The following is a 17,410-nucleotide window of genomic DNA, read 5'->3' as shown; positions in this document are numbered from 1 at the left end:
GCTCAGCCGGCCCCGCCGTACCCGGGCCGCCCGGCGGCCCGGCGCAGCTCGACGCCGTCGAGGACCAGGGCGACCTTGTCCAGCACGTGCTCGTGCGGGTCGGCCATGATCGCCTCCAGGCTCGGGCGGATCCCCTCCGTGACCGACCCGAGGTAGGCCCGCGCGGCCTCGGACAGGTCGCCGGGGCCGCCGTCGGGGCCGCGCACCCAGCGGGTCTGGGTCGCCCCGTCGGCGACGATGTCGAGCACGGCGTCGGCGATCCGCACCGCGGCCGCGGTGTCGAAGCCGCCGGTGTCCCGCAGCGTGCCGACGATCCGGTCCAGCCGGTCGCCGGCGACCGCGCCGAGGTCGGCCCCCACGTCCTGGGCGAGTGCGGCATAGCGCAGCAGCAGGTCGAACGCGAGTGCGGCCTCTGCCTCGAGGAACGCCCGCCAGCCGGCCGACGCGTCGGGCAGCGGGGTGCGGGCGAGCACCAGGGCCAGTGCCGCGCCGGCGATCTCCTCCAGGCCGTCGACGTAGCGGTAGAGGGTGCCGGCCGCGACGCCGAGCCGGTCGGCCACGGCGGCGACGGTCAGCCGGTCGACGCCGACCTCGACGGCCGCCTCGACGATCTCCTCGCGGGTCAGGCGTGGCTTGGGGCCCGGACGGTTGCCCGCCCGTGCGCCGGTGGTGGGGCTCACCCCGGGACCGTACGTCGGAGGGGATTGCGAACGCGATTCAGAGATAGCTAAGGTTCGCCTAATCATCATAGAGGAGGCGGCGTGCGGATCCCATGGTCGGTGCTGGTCCTGGCCGGGTTGGTCGCGCTGTCCGGGTGCGCGCCCGGGGTCACCGGAACGAGTGACCCGGCCGGGCCCGCGGGTGCGGCGTTCCCGGTGACGGTCCCGCACGGCCAGGGGGAGGCCGTGGTGCCCGCGCCCCCGCAGCGGGTCGTCGTCCTGGGGGCGGGCGACGCACAGATCGCGAGCGCGCTGGGTGCCCCGGTCGTCGGGGCGGTGCGCAACCCCGCCGCGCCGGACGGGTCCTGGCGCGGGGTCGACCCGCCGCTGCCGGCCGGGGTGTCGACACTCGATCCCCTCGCGCCCGACCTCGAGGCCGTCGCGGCGCTGCGGCCGGACCTCATCCTGATGACGACCGCGCAGCCGGGCTACGCGGCGGCCTATCCGCGGCTGGCGACGATCGCCCCGACGGTGTCGTACCGTCACGCGCTGCTGCAGGACGCCGGCGAGGACCTCACGCGGATGATCGGTGCCGCACTCGGCCGTGCCGACGCCGCCGAGGCCCTGATCGCCCGGTCCGACGCCGCACTCGCCCGGTTCCGCGCGGAGCTGGGCCCGGACCGGCGCTACGTCTTCGGCCAGTACGCGGCCGGGACCACCTATCTGGTGACCGCCCCGGACGGCCCGTCGGTCCGGTTCTTCGAGCGGATCGGTCTCACCGTCCCACCGGCGGTCGCCGCGCTGCCGCCGTGGCAGGCCGACATCGCGCAGCTCCCCGACGAGCAGCTCGGCCTGCTCGACGACGCCGACGTCGTGCTGATCGGCGTGCCCACCGACGGCGAGGGCCGGGAGTTCACCACCCGACCGCTGGTGGCGCGCGGCCCGCTGGTGCGCGAGGGCCGCCTGCACCTGCTGTCCGTCGCCGACTCCGCCCTGCTGCTGACGCCGAACCCGGCGTCCACCCCCGCCCTGATCGAGACCCTGCGACCGCTGCTGGAGACGTCGTGACGGCAACAACCGACCAGGTCGCCGCACCGGCGGCCGAACCCGACGCCCCGCCGTCGCGGCAGCGGGCCGAGGCCGCCGCGCTGACCGAGCTGCTGCGACCCGTCGCCGGCCGGATCCGGGTCGCGCAGGTGCTCGGCGCACTCGGCGCCGCCGCCGGGCTCGTCCCCTTCGTGGCTCTGGCCGGGCTCGCCGACGCGCTGCTCGCACCCGGCCCGGTGGACCGGTCCGCCGTCGAGGCCGCGGTGTGGCTGGTCCTCGCCGGGCTCGGCGCCCGGGCCGGGCTGACCGGGCTGGCGCTCGCGATCACCCACCTCGCCGACGTCCGGCTGCAGGCGGTGCTGCGCCGCCGGATGACCGCCCACCTGGGGCGGGTGCCGCTGGGCTGGTTCTCCGAGCGCTCCTCGGGACTGGTGCGCAAGGCGGCCCAGGACGACGTGCACGACCTGCACCAGGTCGTCGCCCACCATCCCGTCGAGTGGGTCGCGGCCTGGGTCCTGCCGCTCGCCGGGGTCGGCTACCTCGCCTGGCTGGACTGGCGCCTCGCACTGCTCGCGCTGGTCACGGTGCCGTTCTACGCGGCCGCCTACGCCTGGATGATGCGCGGCTACGCCGCGAAGGTCGACCAGATGGCCGCCGGGAACGCCCGGATCAGCAGCGCGGTCGTCGAGTTCGTCTCCGGCATCGCGGTCGTCAAGACCTTCGGCCAGGCCCGGCGCGCGCACCGCGGCTACGCCGAGGCCGCCCGCGACTTCGGCCGCTTCTACGCCGAGTGGGTCGGGCCGATGCTGCGGGTCGAGGCGTTCGCCGCGATGGCGCTCTCCGCCCCGGTGGTGCTGCTCGTGTCCTGCGCGGGCGTGCTGTGGTTCGTCGACGCCGGCTGGGTCACCCCGGTCGAGGCGATGACCGGGATCCTGGTGTCGCTCGTCGTCCCGACCACGATCACCGCGCTCGGCTTCGGGGCGTCGAACCGGCGCACCGCCGCCGCGGCCGCGCGCCGCATCCACGAGCTGCTCGACACCCCGGTGCTGCCGGTCCCCGACGCGCCGCGGGTGCCGTCCGGGCACCGGGTCGAGTTCGACGGGGTGCGGTTCGCCTACCCCGGCGGCGGCGAGGTGCTGCGCGGGATCGACCTGGACTGTCCGGAGGGGACGGTGAGCGCACTGGTCGGGCCGTCCGGGGCGGGCAAGTCGACGCTGGCCACCCTGGTCGCCCGGTTCCACGACGTCACCGGCGGCGCGGTCCGGATCGGCGGCGTCGACGTCCGGGAGATCGCACCCGAGGTGCTCTACCGCCACGTCGGCTTCGTCCTGCAGGACGTGCAGCTCGTGCCGGGAGCATCGCGGACAACGTGCGGCTGGGCCGACCCGACGCCCCCGACGAGGAGCTGCACGCCGCCTGCCGGGCCGCCCGGATCCACGAGCGGGTCCTGGCGCTGCCCCGCGGCTACGACTCCGTCGTCGGCGAGGACGCGCTGCTCTCCGGTGGCGAGGCACAGCGCGTGTCGATCGCCAGGGCCCTGCTCGCCGACACCCCGGTCCTGGTCCTCGACGAGGCGACCGCGTTCGCCGACCCGGAGTCCGAGGCCGACATCCAGGATGCGCTGTCGGAGCTGGCCCGCGGGCGGACGGTGATCGTCGTCGCGCACCGGCTCTCGACGGTCACCGGGGCCGACCGGATCGCCGTCGTCGACGGCGGGGTCGTGCGCGAGACCGACACGCACACCGAGCTGCTGGCCCGCGGCGGCCGCTACGCCGCGATGTGGACCGCCCACCGGGTGGGGGAGGAGCTGACGTGATCGGCGACCTGTTGCTGATCCTGGGGCCGGAACACCGGCGCAGGCTCTACGCCTACCTGGGGTGGGTGAGCGCGTTCGGTGTCCTCCAGGGCGTCGCGACGGTCCTGCTCGTGCCGTTCCTGGAGGCGCTGTTCGCCGGGGACACCGGTGCCGCCCTGACCTGGGTGGGGGTGCTGGCGGTGGCGGTCGTGGCCGCCTGCGTCCTCTACTACGTGCAGGCGATGGCGGGCTTCGGCGTCGCCCTGGTCGTGCTGACGACGCTGCACGAACGGCTCGGGGACCACGTGTCCGCGCTGCCGCTGGGCTGGTTCTCCTCGGAGCGGGTCGGCCGGCTGTCGCGGATCGCCACCGGCGGCACCACGATGATCGCGGGGCTGTTCGCGCACCTGCTGACACCGCTGGTCGTCGCGGTGGTGACGCCGGCGACGATCGTGCTGGCGATGCTGCTGTTCGACGTGCGGCTCGCGCTGGCCGCGCTGGTGTGCGTGCCGGTGCTCTGGCTGGCGTTCCGGGCGTCGGCGTCCTGGGTGGGGCGCGGCGACGCGCTCGACGACGCCGCCGCGGTGGCCGCGGGCAACCGGGTCGTGGAGTTCGCCCGGACCCAGCGGGTGCTGCGGGCGTTCGGCCGCGGCGCCGCCGGGCACCGGCCGTTGGAGGACGCGATCGACGCCCAGTAACGCGCGGGGCGGCGCTCGGTGTGGCTGGCGACGGCGGGCATCGTGACCGGGGGGTTCGCGGTGCAGCTGACGTTCAGCGCGATCCTGCTGACCGGCGTGTACCTGGTGCTCGGCGGCACGCTCGACGCCCTCCGGATGGTGGCGCTGGTCGCGCTGGCCGCCCGGTTCACCGGCCCGCTGGCCGAGGTCGGCGACTACGCCGGCGTCGTCCGGATCGCCCGCAACGACCTGGGCCGGCTGGTGGCGGTGCTGCGCGAGGAGCCGCTGCCCGAGCCGCACTGGTCGGCGGAGCGGCACGAGCCCGGGGCCGTCGAGCTCGACGGGGTCGGGTTCGGCTACGAGCCGTCGACGCCGGTGCTGCGCGACGTCACGCTGCGAATCGCGCCGCGCGAGACGGTCGCGCTGGTCGGCGCGTCCGGGTCGGGCAAGACCACGGTGACCCGGCTGGTCGCGCGCTTCTGGGACGTCGACACCGGCACCGTGCGGGTGGGCGGTGCCGACGTCCGGGACCAGACCACCGAGGACCTGATGGCCCAGCTGGCGCTGGTCTTCCAGGACGTCTACCTGTTCGACGGGACGCTGGAGGCCAACGTCCGTCTCGGCCGCCCGGCCGCCACCGACGCCGAGGTCGCCGAGGCCGCCCGGCTGGCCGGGGTGACCGAGATCGTCGAGCGGCTCCCCGACGGCTGGGACACCCGGGTCGGGGAGGGCGGCACGTCGCTGTCGGGCGGGGAGCGCCAGCGGGTGTCGGTCGCCCGCGCGCTGCTCAAGAACGCCGACATCGTGCTGCTCGACGAGGCCACCGCCGCGCTCGACCCGGAGAACGAGCGGTTCTTCACGGAGTCGATGCGGGTCCTGGCGCAGCGCAGCACCGTCCTGGTGATCGCCCACCGGCTGCCCACGGTGGTCGGCGCCGACCGAATCGTCGTGCTCGACGACGGGCGGGTCGCCGAGGTCGGCACGCACGCCGAGCTGCTGGCCCAGCAGGGCCGGTACGCCGCCTTCTGGAACTCCCGCCGCCGCGCCCGCGGCTGGCGGCTCGTCGGAACCGGGGAGCCCTCATGACCGCACCACTGCCGTCCTACGCGATCGCCCGGGTGAGCGGCATCGAGCCGCTGACCCCGCGGATGCGCCGGATCACTCTCGACTCCGACGACCTGGTCGGCGTCGAGCAGGTCGCCCCCGACCAGCAGGTGAAGCTGTTCTTCGCCCGCGACGGCGGCGTGCCCGAGATCCCGCCGGCCCCCGACGACGGCAGTGTCGCCGGCTGGTATGCCCGCTACCTGGCCGTGCCCGAACAACGACGGCCGTGGATGCGCTCCTACACCGCGCGCGCCCTGGACCCCGACGCCGGCCGGATGGTCGTCGACTTCGTGCTGCACGGGGAGGGGGAGCCGGGGGGCGGGCACGCCGGCCCGGCGAGCCGCTGGGCGGCGCGGGCCGCCATCGGCGACCCGGTCGGGGTGCTGGGCCCGGCCGTCGCGGGGTACCGCAGCCCGGACGGCGAGCCGGTGCGGCTGCTGGTCGGCGACGAGACCGCGCTGCCCGCGATCGGCGCGATCGTGGAGCAGCTCCCGGCCGGCACCCGGGCGGTCGCGGTCGTCGAGGTCGCCGGACCGGAGGAGGAGCAGGAGCTCCTCGGCGCCGACGTGCACTGGGTGCACCGCGGCGCGGGCACCCTGCTCGACGCGGTGCGCGCGGTGGAGCTCCCGGCGACCCCGGCGGAGCCGGTGTTCGCCTGGGTCGCCGGTGAGGCGTCCGCGGTGCGGGCGGTCCGCCGCCACCTGGTCGGCGAGCGCGGACTCGACAAGGCCCGGGTCGCGTTCACCGGGTACTGGCGGCGCGACCTGACCCAGGACGACGCGCCGACCGAACAGGACATGGCGGACGTGGCCGAGCAGATGCCCGTCACCTCCTGACGGCCTCCGTCGGGCCCTCCGTGGGCGCGGCGGCCCACCGCTGCTCGACCCGGCCGAACCGCCAGACCGCGAGCGCCACCAGCCAGGCGACGACGAAGAGGCCGACGATGCCGTAGCCGGCGTCGTCGAGCGGGATGTCGGCGACCGCGACCAGCGGCGCGGAGGTGGTCCCGGTCTCCTGCACCAGCACGCTCACGAGCTCGATGGTGCCGATGACCAGCGCGACGGCGACGGACAGCGCCGTGATGGTGATGTTAGTAGACCTTGCGCACCGGCCGGGCGAAGGCCCAGCCGTAGGCGACGTTCATGAAGACGCCGTCGACGGTGTCGAGCAGGCTCATCCCGGCCGCGAACAGCACCGGCAGCACGAGGATCGCGTGAGAACGGCAGGGCGAACGCGGCGGCACCGCCGGCCAGCACGAGCAGTGTCACCTCGGTCGCGGTGTCGAAGCCGAGCCCGAACAGGAAGCCGATCGGGTAGATGTGCCATGGCTTGCGCACCGACCGGGCCAGCCCACACGAGGAAGCGGTTCATCAGGCCCCGCTTGGCGAGGTGCTCCTCCAGCTCGGCCTCGCTGTACTCGCCGCGCCGCATCCGCCGGAACACCCCGACGATCCCGACCAGCACGACCAGGTTGAGCAGCCCGATGATCCACAGGAACACCCCGGACACCGACCGACCCGATGATCCCGGTGACGGCGTGCAGGGTGGAGTCGTCGTCGCCGACCTGCCCGGCGAGTGCCCGGACCCCGAGCCCGAGCAGGAAGGTCAGGGCGAACACCACCGTCGAGTGGCCGAGGGAGAACCAGAACCCGACCGACAGCGGTCGGCGGCCGCCGTCGGCGAGCAGCTTGCGGGTGGTGTTGTCGATCGCGGCGATGTGGTCGGCGTCGAAGGCGTGCCGCAGGCCGAGGGTGTAGGCGAGCACGCCGAACCCCAGGACGTGCAGCAGCGCGATGAACCCGAGCATGCCGGCGAGCGACCGGCGGTCGTGGCGGTCGAGGGCGGCACGCCACCGGCGGGTGGGGGAGGGGGCCCCGGTGGGGACGGGCTGGGGGGCGGACATCGACGGACTCCCGGCGTCGGGGCCGCCCGGAGCGGGCGGCGCGATCGCGGCCACCGTGCGCCCACCGCAGCCGCGGTGTCATGGCTGCTGCCGGTGATTGGCGACGCTGCTGCGGCGGTGCCCGGAAGATCCCTCGCCTTTCGGGTAGGTGCGCCTGAACGGATGAGCGGACGGACCGACGTCGGCCGGCCCGTCCGCTCCGCCGTCAGTCCCAGTCCAGCGAGCCCCCGGTGCGGTACTCGGTCACCCGCGTCTCGAAGAAGTTCTTCTCCTTGCGCAGGTCCATCGCCTCGCTCATCCACGGGAACGGGTTCTCCGGCTCCCCGAACAGCGGGGCGAGCCCGATCTGCTCGGCGCGCCGGTCGGTGATGAACCGCAGGTACCGCTCGCAGGACTCGGCGGTGAGCCCGAGCATCCCGCGGGGCATGGTGTCGCGGGCGTAGGCGACCTCCAGCTCGCACGCCTCCCGCAGCATCGTCCGGATCTCCGCGACGAACCCCGCGGTCCACAGGTGCGGGTTCTCGATCTTGATCTGGTTGATGCAGTCGATGCCGAAGTTCAGGTGGATCGACTCGTCGCGCAGGATGTACTGGTACTGCTCGGCGATGCCCACCATCTTGTTGCGCCGGCCGAGCGCGAGGATCTGGGCGAACCCGGTGTAGAACCACATGCCCTCGAACACCACGTAGAAGGCGACCAGGTCGCGCAGGAACGCGCGGTCGTTCTCCGGGGTGCCGGTGCGGAAGTCCGGGTCGGACAGCGCCTGGGTGTAGCGCAGCGCCCAGGCGTCCTTCTCGGTGATCGACGGGACGGTCCGGTAGGCGTTGAACAGCTCGCCCTCGTCGAGCCCGAGGGACTCGCACACGTACTGGAACGTGTGGGTGTGCACCGCCTCCTCGAACGACTGCCGCAGCAGGTACTGGCGGCACTCGGGGTTGGTGAGGTGGCGGTAGACGGCGAGCACGATGTTGTTCGCGACCAGCGACTCGGCGGTGGCGAAGAAGCCGAGGTTGCGGGTGAGCATCAGGCGCTCGTCGTCGGTGAGGCCGCCGGGGGAGCGCCACAGCGCGATGTCGGCCTGCATGGCGACCTCGGTCGGCATCCAGTGGTTGGCGCAGCCGGCCAGGTACTTCTCCCAGGCCCAGGTGTACTTGAGCGGCAGGAGCTGGTTGACGTCGGCCCGCGCGTTGATCATGCGCTTGTCGTCGGCGTCGATCGGAGCGGCACCGCGGGCGATCTCGCCGAGCCCGCTGGTGTCGGCGCCCGTGTGGCGGTCGGTGGTCGGGGTGCTCACTGGCAGGCCTCGCAGTCGGGGTCGTCGACCGAGCAGGCGGCGCCCGGGTCGAGATCGGGGGCGGTGACGGGGACCGCGGGCACGGTCGCCGCGGGCGACGGTGCCGGGGCCGCCGGGGCGGGGGAGGCCGCGGGGGTGCTGGGCACGCCGGTGAGCCGGCCGTCGGTGCCGGTGAGGGTGGACTTCTCGACGGCCGTCGCCGCGCGGGTGCGCAGGTAGTAGGTGGTCTTGAGGCCCGAACGCCAGGCCAGGCGGTAGAGCTCGTCCAGGGCGCGGCCGCTGGGGGAGGCCAGGTAGAGGTTCAGCGACTGGGCCTGGTCGAGCCATTTCTGCCGGCGCGACGCCGCGGCCACGAGCCGGCTCGGCTCGATCTCGAACGCGGTCGCGTAGAGCTCCTTCAGGTCGGCGGGGACCCGGTCGATCTCGGCCAGCGACCCGTCGAAGTACTTCAGGTCGGCGACCATCACCTCGTCCCACAGCCCGCGCTCCTTGAGGTCGCGGACCAGGTGCGGGTTGATCACGGTGAAGTCGCCGGACATGTTGGACTTCACGTACAGGTTGAGGTGGATCGGCTCGATCGACTGCCCGACCCCGCAGATGTTCGAGATCGTCGCCGTCGGGGCGATCGCGAGCACGTTGGAGTTGCGCATTCCCTGGGTGCGGACCTTCTCCCGCAGTGTGTCCCAGTCCAGCGTGGACGACCGGTCGATCTCGAGCTCGCCGTCGCCGCGGGCGGCGGCCAGCAGGTCGAGCGAGTCCAGCGGCAGGATCCCGCGGCTCCACAGCGACCCGTCGAAGCTGGCGTAGCGGCCGCGCTCGACCGCCAGGTCCGACGACGCGGTGATCGCGTGGAAGCTCAGGAGCTCGGCCGAGGTGTCGGCGAACTCGACGGCCGCGTCGCTCGCGGGGGCGATGCGCTGGACGAACAGCGCGTCGGAGAAGCCCATCATGCCCAGGCCGACCGGGCGGTGGCGCAGGTTGGACCGGCGGGCCTCGGGGATCGTGTAGAAGTTGATGTCCACGACGTTGTCGAGCATCCGCACCGCGGTCGTCACCGTGCGGCGGAGCTTGTCCGCGTCGAGCCCGTCGCGCGTGACGTGCGCGGCGAGGTTCACCGAGCCGAGGTTGCAGACCGCGACCTCGCCCTCGTCGCCGGCGCGGGTGTTGAGGGTGATCTCGGTGCACAGGTTCGACGAGTGCACCACCCCCGCGTGCTGCTGCGGGCTGCGCAGGTTGCACGGGTCCTTGAACGTGATCCACGGGTGCCCGGTCTCGAACAGCATGGTCAGCATCCGCCGCCACAGCTCGACCGCGCGCACCGTGCGGTGCACCCGGACCTCGCCGCGCGCCGCGGCCGCCTCGTACTCGCGGTACCGCTGGGCGAACGCGGTGCCGTAGAGGTCGTGCAGGTCGGGCACCTCGTCCGGGGAGAACAGAGTCCACTCGGCGTCGGCCTGCACGCGGCGCAGGAACTCGTCGGGCACCCAGTTCGCGGTGTTCATGTCGTGGGTCCGGCGGCGGTCGTCGCCGGTGTTCTTGCGCAGGTCGAGGAACTCCTCGATGTCGACGTGCCAGGTCTCCAGGTAGGCGCACGCCGCGCCCTTGCGCTTGCCGCCCTGGTTCACCGCGACGGCCGTGTCCCCGGCGATCTTGAGGAACGGCACCACCCCCTGGGAGACGCCGTTGGTGCCGCGGATGTGCGCGCCGAGGCCGCGGACCGGGGTCCAGTCGTTGCCGAGCCCGCCGGAGTACTTGGCCAGCAGCGCGTTGTTCCGGTAGCCGCCGAAGATCGACTCCAGGTCGTCGTCGACGGTGGTGAGGAAGCACGACGACAGCTGCGGCCGGTGGTGCCGGAGTTGAACAGCGTCGGGGTCGAGGCCATGAAGTCGAAGCTCGACAGGACCTCGTAGAACTCGATCGCCCGGGCCTCGCGGTCGATCTCGCGCACCGCCAGTCCCATCGCGACCCGCAGGAAGAACGCCTGCGGCAGCTCGAAGCGCACGCCGCGCTCGTGCAGGAAGTAGCGGTCGTAGAGGGTCTGCAGGCCGAGGAAGCCGATCTGCAGGTCACGGTCCGGGCGGAGGGCGGCGGTGACCCGGTCCAGGTCGAAGGTCGCGAGCTCGGGGTCGACCAGGCCGATCGCGATGGCGTGGCGCAGGTAGTCCTTCGTGTAGGACGCGTACCGCTCGGTCATCGTCGCGTGGTCCGGGGTCTCCCGGGTGCCCGCCAGGTGCGAGACGGCCTCGGCGCGGAGCCGGTCCAGCAGCAGCCGCGACGCCACCAGGGAGTACGCGGGCTCGCGCTCGACCAGGGTGCGGGCGGCCAGGACCAGGGCCTGGGCCAGCTCGTCGGCGGTGATGCCGTCGTAGACGGTGCGGTCCAGCTCGGCGAGCACCGGCTCCGGCGCGACGTCGTCGATGCCGTCGCACGCCTCGCCGAGCACCGCGGCGACCCGGTCGCGGTCCAGTGGGGTCCGGCTGCCGTCGGGCCCGGTGACGTGCACGACCGGCGCGTCCGACGCGCGGTCCCCGCCGTCGCGTTCCCGGGCCCGTGCCTGCTGCTCGCGGTAGAGCACGTAGGAACGGGCTACCTTGTGGTGGCCGCCGCGCATCAGGGCGAGCTCGACCTGGTCCTGGATCTGCTCGACGTGCACGGCGTGCGCCGGGTGCCGGGTCAGCGCCGCGACGACCTGGTCGGTCAGCCCGGCCACGAGGTGGTGCAGCCGCGACGACGTCGCGCCCGAGTCCCCCTCGACCGCCAGGAACGCCTTGGTCGTCGCCACCGAGATCTTCGTGGCGTCGAACCCGGTCTCGGAGCCGTCGCGCCGGATGACGCGCAGGGCCGGGGGTGCTGTTGCCGGTGCAGCGGTGGAAGCCGTCACGGGCTCTCTCCTCGCGAGTCGCCGTCGCCTCCGGGGGCGGGCGCGGTGCGAGGAGGCGGCGGGTCGCGTGTCGTCGGCGGCCCACCGCACCCTGGTGCCGTCCCACGAGGCCCGGAGCAGCGCGCACCGGTCGGTACGCGCACCGGTGGCAGGTCTTCGGACTCACGGGCGCACTGCTCACACCTACTGGCCGTCGCTTCCCGGGATCACTCCCAGTGCTGTTGACGGCGGTCGTTCCCGTTCACCGCTGCGGGGCAGTCCCGGATTCCCACCGGGTTCCCTCTTGCCTCACCGGCCCGGGCGGGCCGGTGAACCACCAGTGGTCTGGACACTACATCTTGTGGGCGGAGCTACTCCATCCCCCCCATCGGTGCGGATGCAACCCCCCTCGGTGACCGGCGGTCCGGGGTCAGCCCGCCGCCCGCCCCTCGGCCGTCGCCCGGGGGCCGGGGGTGAACACGTGCCCCGCGAGTGCTGGCGGGACGGCGGCGAGTCCCGGCCCGCCGGCGCGCACCCAGGCCGCGACCGCGTCCGTGGTCGCGGCGTCCAGGACCGCACGGAGCCAGACCGGCCGGGCGCCCGCCCGGCGGGCCCCGGGCGCCGGGGCGACCACCAGGACGTCGGAGTCCGCGCACGGGCCCAGGCACTCGCTGGTGCGCAGCCGGGCGTGCCCGGCCAGGCCGTCGGTCAGCCGGTCGAGCAGCCGGTCGTGGTGGTCGCGGTCGAGGCCGGGGTGCTTGCGGCCGGAGCCGCAGCAGCACCCCCGGCAGGCGGTGACGGCGGGGAGGGCGGACACGCCCCGACCCTACGTGACACCTGACGAACTGTTCAGGTGATCACGGCGACGACGGGTGTCCGGCGGCACCGGCCCGGCGGACGGTCGTGGTCGACGAGGCGCGGCGGGTAGGCAGGGCCCGCCGTGGGGTACTCCGCCGCCGACCGTTCCACCATCGAGAGGGAGATCCCGTGAGCCACCACGTCCTGGACGCCGCCGGCGTCACCACCCCGGCCGCCGTCGTCGAGAAGCTGCACGACGCCGCCCGCGCTAGCACCGCCTGCGCCTCGGCGATGGTCGCCTCCGGCGGGATGGAGACCGAGGTCCTGCTGGCGCTCGACGCCGCCGACCTCTGCACCGCCGCCGCGGCCGTGCTCGGCCGCCGCACCGGGGACAAGGCCGTCGGCGAGGCCGCCGCCTCGGCCGCCGCGCTGGCCTGCGAGGCGTCCGCCGCGGCCTGCGGCGCCCACGCCGACCACCACGAGCACTGTCGGCTGCACGCCGAGGTCACCCGCGAGACGGCGGCGCTGCTGCGCGAGCACGCCGGCGCCTGAGGCCCGGCGGGCGGTGCCGTGGCCCTGCCGTGACCCGGCTGCGGCACGGCCCGTCCTGCGGCCGGGAGCGGTTCGGAGCCCCGCCCGCAGCGGGTCACCCCATCCGCAGCCGGTGGAACCGGGCCCAGGTGGCGGTGTCCGGCCGGGCGGGCTCGACGCCGGTCAGGTCGGCGGACACGCCGACGTGCTCGTCGCCCGAGGACCAGACGGTCGAGCGGTCGCGCAGCAGGAGCTGGGCGCGTCGCAGGGCCTCGACCCGGCGTGCCTCGTCCGGCACCCCGCGCGCGGTGGCGAGCAGGGCACCCACGTCGGCCCGTCCCGCCGCGGCCGGTGCGTCGTCCTCGCCCGCGGTCGCGACGGGCGGGGCGTCGTCGGCGGGGTCCGGGCCCGCGGCCGCGCGCAGGTACAGCGGGAGCGGGGTCGCCGCGGCCCGGCGGAACCGGATGCCCGGGGTCGGGGCGGCGTCGGGCGGGTCCGGCTCGCGTGGCGTGCAGGTCAGCCCGATCTCGGCGAGCTGTTCCACGACGGTGTCGGCGGCCGGGCGCGACATCGGGTCGAACGGGTCGAACAGCAGCGGCACCTCCAGCCGGTCCGCGCCCGCCGCCGCGACGAGCTCCCGCGCGCGGGCGACGTCGCGCTCCACCGGCGCGAACCCGGCCGGGTGATACGCCAGGCCCGGGCCGAACAGGTCGTCGCCCGGCTCGGCGAGGTCGAGCAGCACCTCGCGGACGAGCTCGGTCCGGTCGATGCCGAGCCGGACCGCCTCGGCCAGCCGGGGATCGCCGAGCACGTCGCCGGACGCCCCGGCGGTCGTGCCGCCTGCCGTACCGGTGCCGGGGGACGACCCGGCCGGGCCGACGTCGAGGAAGCGGGTCGCCGAGCCCGGCGCGGACACCACCGTCGTGCCGACCCGCCCGAGCAGCCGGCGCGCGCTGTGCGGGAACAGGTCGTGTGCCCAGTGCACGTGACCGTCCACGAGGGACTGGTAGCGGTTCTCCTCGTCGTCGTCCACCACGAACTCCACGGCGGGCGAGCGCGCAGCGCCCAGCCAGTGGCCGTCGTGCCGGTAGAGCGCGTCCGGGGACCCGGGCAGCCAGCGGAACGCGCCGGTGCCCACCGGCGGGGTGCCGCGGCCGTCGCGCACGATGCCGGTGCCCGGCGCGCCCAGGACGAGGCCGAACAGGAAGTCCGGGGCACCGAGCACCAGCTCCACCTCCGACGCCGAGACCGCCCGGCTGGCGGCGAGGTCGAGCCCGGCCAGCAGCGGTGCCGCCGTCGCCCCGGTGGCGGGATCGGTGATCCGGCGCAGCGACGCCAGCACGTCGGCCGAGGTCAGCGGGCGCCCGTCGTGGGCGGGGGCGTCGCGCAGCCGGATCCGCCATCTCGTCCCCGTCCGGTCCGGCGCCGCCGACGCGGCCAGGTGCGGCCGTTGGGTCATGTCCTGGTCCCAGACCAGCAGCGTGTCCGCGACGGCCGCCGCCCGCGCCCGGTCCACCGGCCGCCACACCACGTGCGGGTCCGGGACGCCGAGCGGGCCGTCACCGGCGAACGCGGCCACCAGCCGAGGGGCGGTGGTGTCGGCCGGGGCCCCGCACGCGGCCAGCGCCGGAATCCCCGCCAGCGCCGCGGTCGCACCGGCGGCCCGCAGGAACGATCGACGGCTCAACTGCACGACCACAGGGTGCCCGGTGCGGTCACGGCCGAGGCGGCCGGGAGGGATCTCCGCGGGTGCCGGGCGGGCTCAGGACAGGGCGTGCCAGACCCGGAGGGGTCACCGGCGCGGGGCGGCGGCCTCGAGGTGGGTGCCGACCGGAGTGAACCCGCTGCGCCGGTACCAGTCCCGCGGCCAGTCGTCGACGTCGGCGCCCAGTGCGAGCAGGTCGCAGCCGTGCTCGGCGGCGAGCTCGCGGGAGCGGGCCAGCAGCGCCCGGCCGTGCCCCCGGCCGCGGTGGGCCCGGTCGGTCTCCAGGGCGTCGAGCCAGGCCGTCGCACCGTCGCGGCGCAGCGTCGCGGCCGCCACCACCCGGTCGTCGACGACGACGGCGAGGCGGTGCAGGGCCAGCACCCGGTCGTCGCCGGTGTCGCGGTCGACCAGCTGGTCGAGGTCGTCGGGCCCAGGAGGCGCGCCGGAACCCGCGGAGCTCGTGGTGGTCCAGCTCGGTGACCGTCGCCGTGTCCGGGTCGCGCCGGTCGTGGTGGGGGGCGGTCATGGCCTCGTTCGCCGCGACCGACCACCCGGCGGCGCGCAGACCGTCGGCCAGCTCATCCGCGCCCGGTCCCCACAGCAGCGCGTTCGGGTGCAGGCCGTGCGCGGTGAGCGCCCGGTCGGCCTCGGCGAGCACGGTGGCCGGATCGGTCCGGTCCGGGCGGTCGAGCAGCAGCCGGTTGTGCATCCGCGACACCGGCCAGGCGTCGGTCCGGACCGCGACGCCGCCGGTCACGGGCTCCTCCGCGCTCGCGCCGCGGCGCAGCATCGACGGCTCGAACCCCATCGCCCGCGCCGCCGCGCCGGGTTCGGGGACCTCCGGTGCGGAGAAGCCGTCCGGGCCGGGCCGGTAGGGCAGCACCATCAGCACCGCCGACGCCGGCACCGCCCCGTAGGCGTGCGGGAACCGCATCGACGCCGGGTCGGTCGGCACGCCCGGCTCCCGCCGGACGTCGATCCCGGCGCCGTCGATCCGGGCCGGGTCGAGGACGAGCAGGACCAGGTCCGACCGGCCCGCGAACAGGCGCTGCGCGGGCAGGGCGACCTGGTCGGGCGTCGACAGGTGCACGAACCCGACCTCGTCGAGGGAGGGGGGAGCCACGGCTCCGGTGTCGAGCCACCTCCGCCACTCACCGGGGGTGCAGAGGTGCAGCAGGACCGTCCCGACCGTCATGGGAGACAGCCTGCCCGCCCGTCCGAACGGACGGGCGTGGATGTCGAGTATTGATTTCCGGCACCGGGTGCCAATAGCGTCCGATCCGCTGCCACCGCCGGCCGGCGGGGCGGTTCACCACCTCTCTCGCCGAGAGTCGGATCCAGCGGAGGTTGCGCATGAGTGAGCACCAGAACGAGGACGCCCTGACCGAGGAGACCCTCGTCGAGGAGGTCTCCATCGACGGCATGTGCGGTGTCTACTAAGCCCCTCGACACCACGGTTCCGGACGGTGCCGCGGGGGCTTTCGACCCCGCGGCACCGTACCGGCTCAGCGAGAGCGTCTCGCTGCGTCCGGAGCCCTTCGGCGCCCTGGTGTACGACTTCGTGACCCGCAAGCTGTCCTTCCTCAAGACGCCCCAGCTGGTCTCGGTCGTGCGCGACCTGGAGAACCAGCCGGACGCCCGGTCGGCCGTCGTGGCCGCCGACGTCCCCGAGGCGCAGCACGACGCCTACCTGCGTGCCCTCGCCGGACTGCTGAAGTCCCGCACGATCGTCGCCCGCTAGTCCCGCCCGCCCCGCCGACCACCACAGTGAGGTGCCCGTGAAGCTGGTCGACCACTTCCAGTACGGCCTGAACTCGCCCATCTGCCTGACCTGGGAGCTCACCTACGCGTGCAACCTCGCGTGCGTGCACTGCCTGTCCAGCTCGGGGCGTCGCGACCCGCGGGAGCTGAGCACGGCCGAGGCCAAGGCCGTCATCGACGAGCTGCAGCGCATGCAGGTCTTCTACATCAACATCGGTGGCGGCGAGCCGACCGTGCGCCCGGACTTCTGGGAGCTGCTGGACTACGCCATCGCCCACGACGTCGGCGTCAAGTTCTCCACCAACGGCGTCAAGCTCGACAAGGCACGTGCCGCGCAGCTCGCCGCGACCGACTACGTCGACATCCAGATCTCGATGGACGGCGCGACGGCCGAGGTCAACGACTACGTGCGCGGCCCCGGCTCGTTCGACACCGCGATCACCGCGCTGGAGAACCTCGCCGAGGCGGGCTTCAAGCACCCCAAGATCTCGGTCGTGATGACCCGGGAGAACGTCGACCAGCTCGACGAGTTCAAGGCCATCGCCGACAAGTACGGCGCCCAGCTGCGCATCACCCGGCTCCGCCCGTCCGGCCGCGGTGCCGACGTCTGGGACGAGCTGCACCCGACCCAGGCCCAGCAGAAGCAGCTCTACGACTGGCTGGTAGCGAACGGCGACCAGGTCCTGACCGGTGACTCGTTCTTCCACCTGTCGGCCTACGGCGAGGCCCTGCCCGGGCTGAACCTGTGCGGCGCCGGCCGGGTGGTCTGCCTGATCGACCCGGTGGGCGACGTCTACGCCTGCCCGTTCGCGATCCACGAGAACTTCCTGGCGGGCAACGTCCGCGACGAGGGCGGCTTCAAGGAGGTGTGGGAGCACTCCGAGCTGTTCACCGAGCTGCGCCAGCCGCAGACCGGTGGGGCCTGCGCGTCGTGCTCGCACTACGACTCCTGCCAGGGCGGCTGCATGGCGGCGAAGTTCTTCACCGGACTGCCGCTCGACGGCCCGGACCCGGAGTGCGTGCAGGGCTACGGCGAGGCGATGCTGGCCGCGCGCTCCTCCGACGCGGTGATCCCGAAGTCCGACGTGGACCACTCGCGCTCCGCGCCGCGCAACTCCCGTGCGCCGAAGCAGCCGACGATGCTCTCGCTCGCCCCGCCGCCGCGCCGGCCGGACCGGGCCTGCGACGAGAACCCGCTCGCCGGGTTCGCGCCGGACGCCGTGCCCGCGGCGCAGCCGGTCGCGACCCGCTGACCACGGACCTGCTGCTGACGGGG

15 protein-coding genes, 4 pseudogenes and 1 riboswitch are annotated in these 17,410 nt (G+C 74.5%); of the genes and pseudogenes, 10 read left to right on the top strand and 9 right to left on the bottom strand.

What is annotated here, in order from left to right:
• Window positions 1-2 precede the first annotated feature (2 nt).
• Window positions 3-680: a TetR/AcrR family transcriptional regulator gene (locus KPL57_RS53780; protein ID WP_020626904.1), complete on the bottom strand. Its 678-nt coding sequence runs from the start codon at window positions 678-680 to the stop codon at window positions 3-5.
• 81 nt (window positions 681-761) lie between these two features.
• Between KPL57_RS53780 and KPL57_RS53775 the strand changes: the two genes are divergently transcribed.
• The 6 genes and pseudogenes from KPL57_RS53775 to KPL57_RS53750 all read left to right on the top strand — a co-directional run bounded on the left by KPL57_RS53775 (window position 762) and on the right by KPL57_RS53750 (window position 6,118).
• Window positions 762-1,727 carry an ABC transporter substrate-binding protein gene (locus tag KPL57_RS53775; protein ID WP_226358095.1) on the top strand — a complete coding sequence of 322 codons (966 nt, stop codon included), beginning with the start codon at window positions 762-764 and terminating at the stop codon, window positions 1,725-1,727.
• Window positions 1,724-3,004: pseudogene (locus tag KPL57_RS53770) on the top strand (ABC transporter transmembrane domain-containing protein); the annotation flags it as partial. The gene KPL57_RS53775 and the pseudogene KPL57_RS53770, both read left to right, overlap by 4 nt.
• Window positions 3,005-3,075: 71 nt before the next feature.
• Window positions 3,076-3,522 (top strand): ATP-binding cassette domain-containing protein, encoded by a 447-nt coding sequence (locus KPL57_RS73035; RefSeq protein ID WP_226358094.1) that lies wholly within the window; start codon window positions 3,076-3,078, stop codon window positions 3,520-3,522.
• On the top strand, window positions 3,519-4,199 hold the full coding sequence (locus KPL57_RS53760; RefSeq protein WP_226358093.1) for an ABC transporter transmembrane domain-containing protein: 681 nt from the start codon (window positions 3,519-3,521) through the stop codon (window positions 4,197-4,199). Before KPL57_RS73035 ends, KPL57_RS53760 begins: the two co-directional genes overlap by 4 nt.
• A 42-nt stretch (window positions 4,200-4,241) precedes the next feature.
• On the top strand, window positions 4,242-5,264 hold the full coding sequence (locus tag KPL57_RS53755) for an ABC transporter ATP-binding protein (RefSeq protein WP_226358092.1): 1,023 nt from the start codon (window positions 4,242-4,244) through the stop codon (window positions 5,262-5,264).
• Complete coding sequence (locus tag KPL57_RS53750; protein WP_226358091.1) at window positions 5,261-6,118, top strand: siderophore-interacting protein; 858 nt, start codon at window positions 5,261-5,263, stop codon at window positions 6,116-6,118. The genes KPL57_RS53755 and KPL57_RS53750 overlap by 4 nt, the downstream gene beginning before the upstream one ends.
• On the opposite strand, the pseudogene KPL57_RS53745 reads toward KPL57_RS53750, so the two are convergent.
• The 5 genes and pseudogenes from KPL57_RS53745 to KPL57_RS68160 form a co-directional block, all read right to left on the bottom strand.
• Window positions 6,108-7,089, bottom strand: a pseudogene (locus KPL57_RS53745) (HoxN/HupN/NixA family nickel/cobalt transporter). The gene KPL57_RS53750 and the pseudogene KPL57_RS53745 overlap by 11 nt on opposite strands.
• A 301-nt stretch (window positions 7,090-7,390) precedes the next feature.
• Window positions 7,391-8,479 (bottom strand): ribonucleotide-diphosphate reductase subunit beta, encoded by a 1,089-nt coding sequence (locus tag KPL57_RS53740; protein WP_020624607.1) that lies wholly within the window; start codon window positions 8,477-8,479, stop codon window positions 7,391-7,393.
• A pseudogene (locus tag KPL57_RS53735) lies at window positions 8,476-11,360 on the bottom strand (ribonucleoside-diphosphate reductase subunit alpha). The gene KPL57_RS53740 and the pseudogene KPL57_RS53735 overlap by 4 nt, the downstream one beginning before the upstream one ends.
• A 129-nt stretch (window positions 11,361-11,489) precedes the next feature.
• Window positions 11,490-11,693: riboswitch (cobalamin riboswitch) on the bottom strand.
• 76 nt (window positions 11,694-11,769) lie between these two features.
• Window positions 11,770-12,156: a hypothetical protein gene (locus tag KPL57_RS53730; protein WP_075333935.1), complete on the bottom strand. Its 387-nt coding sequence runs from the start codon at window positions 12,154-12,156 to the stop codon at window positions 11,770-11,772.
• A 32-nt stretch (window positions 12,157-12,188) separates the two neighbouring features.
• Window positions 12,189-12,311 (bottom strand): hypothetical protein, encoded by a 123-nt coding sequence (locus tag KPL57_RS68160; protein WP_020621844.1) that lies wholly within the window; start codon window positions 12,309-12,311, stop codon window positions 12,189-12,191.
• A gap of 15 nt (window positions 12,312-12,326) precedes the next feature.
• Between KPL57_RS68160 and KPL57_RS53725 the strand changes: the two genes are divergently transcribed.
• Window positions 12,327-12,689, top strand: coding sequence for a four-helix bundle copper-binding protein (locus tag KPL57_RS53725; protein WP_149663414.1), 363 nt, complete (start codon window positions 12,327-12,329; stop codon window positions 12,687-12,689).
• Window positions 12,690-12,783: 94 nt separating this feature from the next.
• Here KPL57_RS53725 and KPL57_RS53720 read toward each other — a convergent pair whose 3' ends face one another.
• From KPL57_RS53720 to KPL57_RS73025, 3 genes and pseudogenes are all read right to left on the bottom strand, one after another.
• Window positions 12,784-14,361 (bottom strand): ABC transporter substrate-binding protein, encoded by a 1,578-nt coding sequence (locus KPL57_RS53720; RefSeq protein ID WP_226358090.1) that lies wholly within the window; start codon window positions 14,359-14,361, stop codon window positions 12,784-12,786.
• 99 nt (window positions 14,362-14,460) lie between these two features.
• Window positions 14,461-14,709: a GNAT family N-acetyltransferase gene (locus KPL57_RS73030; protein ID WP_374203919.1), complete on the bottom strand. Its 249-nt coding sequence runs from the start codon at window positions 14,707-14,709 to the stop codon at window positions 14,461-14,463.
• 559 nt (window positions 14,710-15,268) lie between these two features.
• A pseudogene (locus KPL57_RS73025) lies at window positions 15,269-15,568 on the bottom strand (DUF952 domain-containing protein); the annotation flags it as partial.
• Window positions 15,569-15,726: 158 nt separating this feature from the next.
• On the opposite strand from KPL57_RS73025, the gene mftA reads away from it, so the two are divergent.
• From mftA to mftC, 3 genes are read left to right on the top strand one after another with little or no spacing between them, the layout of a single operon-like run.
• The gene (mftA, locus tag KPL57_RS53705; RefSeq protein WP_060710386.1) at window positions 15,727-15,813 is read left to right on the top strand and encodes a mycofactocin precursor MftA; all 87 of its coding nucleotides are present in this window, start codon (window positions 15,727-15,729) and stop codon (window positions 15,811-15,813) included.
• Window positions 15,803-16,114, top strand: coding sequence for a mycofactocin biosynthesis chaperone MftB (mftB, locus tag KPL57_RS53700; RefSeq protein ID WP_043280690.1), 312 nt, complete (start codon window positions 15,803-15,805; stop codon window positions 16,112-16,114). The genes mftA and mftB overlap by 11 nt, the downstream gene beginning before the upstream one ends.
• Window positions 16,115-16,151: 37 nt before the next feature.
• Complete coding sequence (mftC, locus tag KPL57_RS53695) at window positions 16,152-17,387, top strand: mycofactocin radical SAM maturase (protein WP_020626287.1); 1,236 nt, start codon at window positions 16,152-16,154, stop codon at window positions 17,385-17,387.
• The last annotated feature ends 23 nt before the right edge of the window (window positions 17,388-17,410 follow it).

Source organism: Pseudonocardia sp. ICBG601 (genome assembly GCF_020496245.1).
The sequence above is the reverse complement of the archived record's forward strand: the minus strand, read 5'-3'. Positions and strand labels throughout refer to the sequence as shown.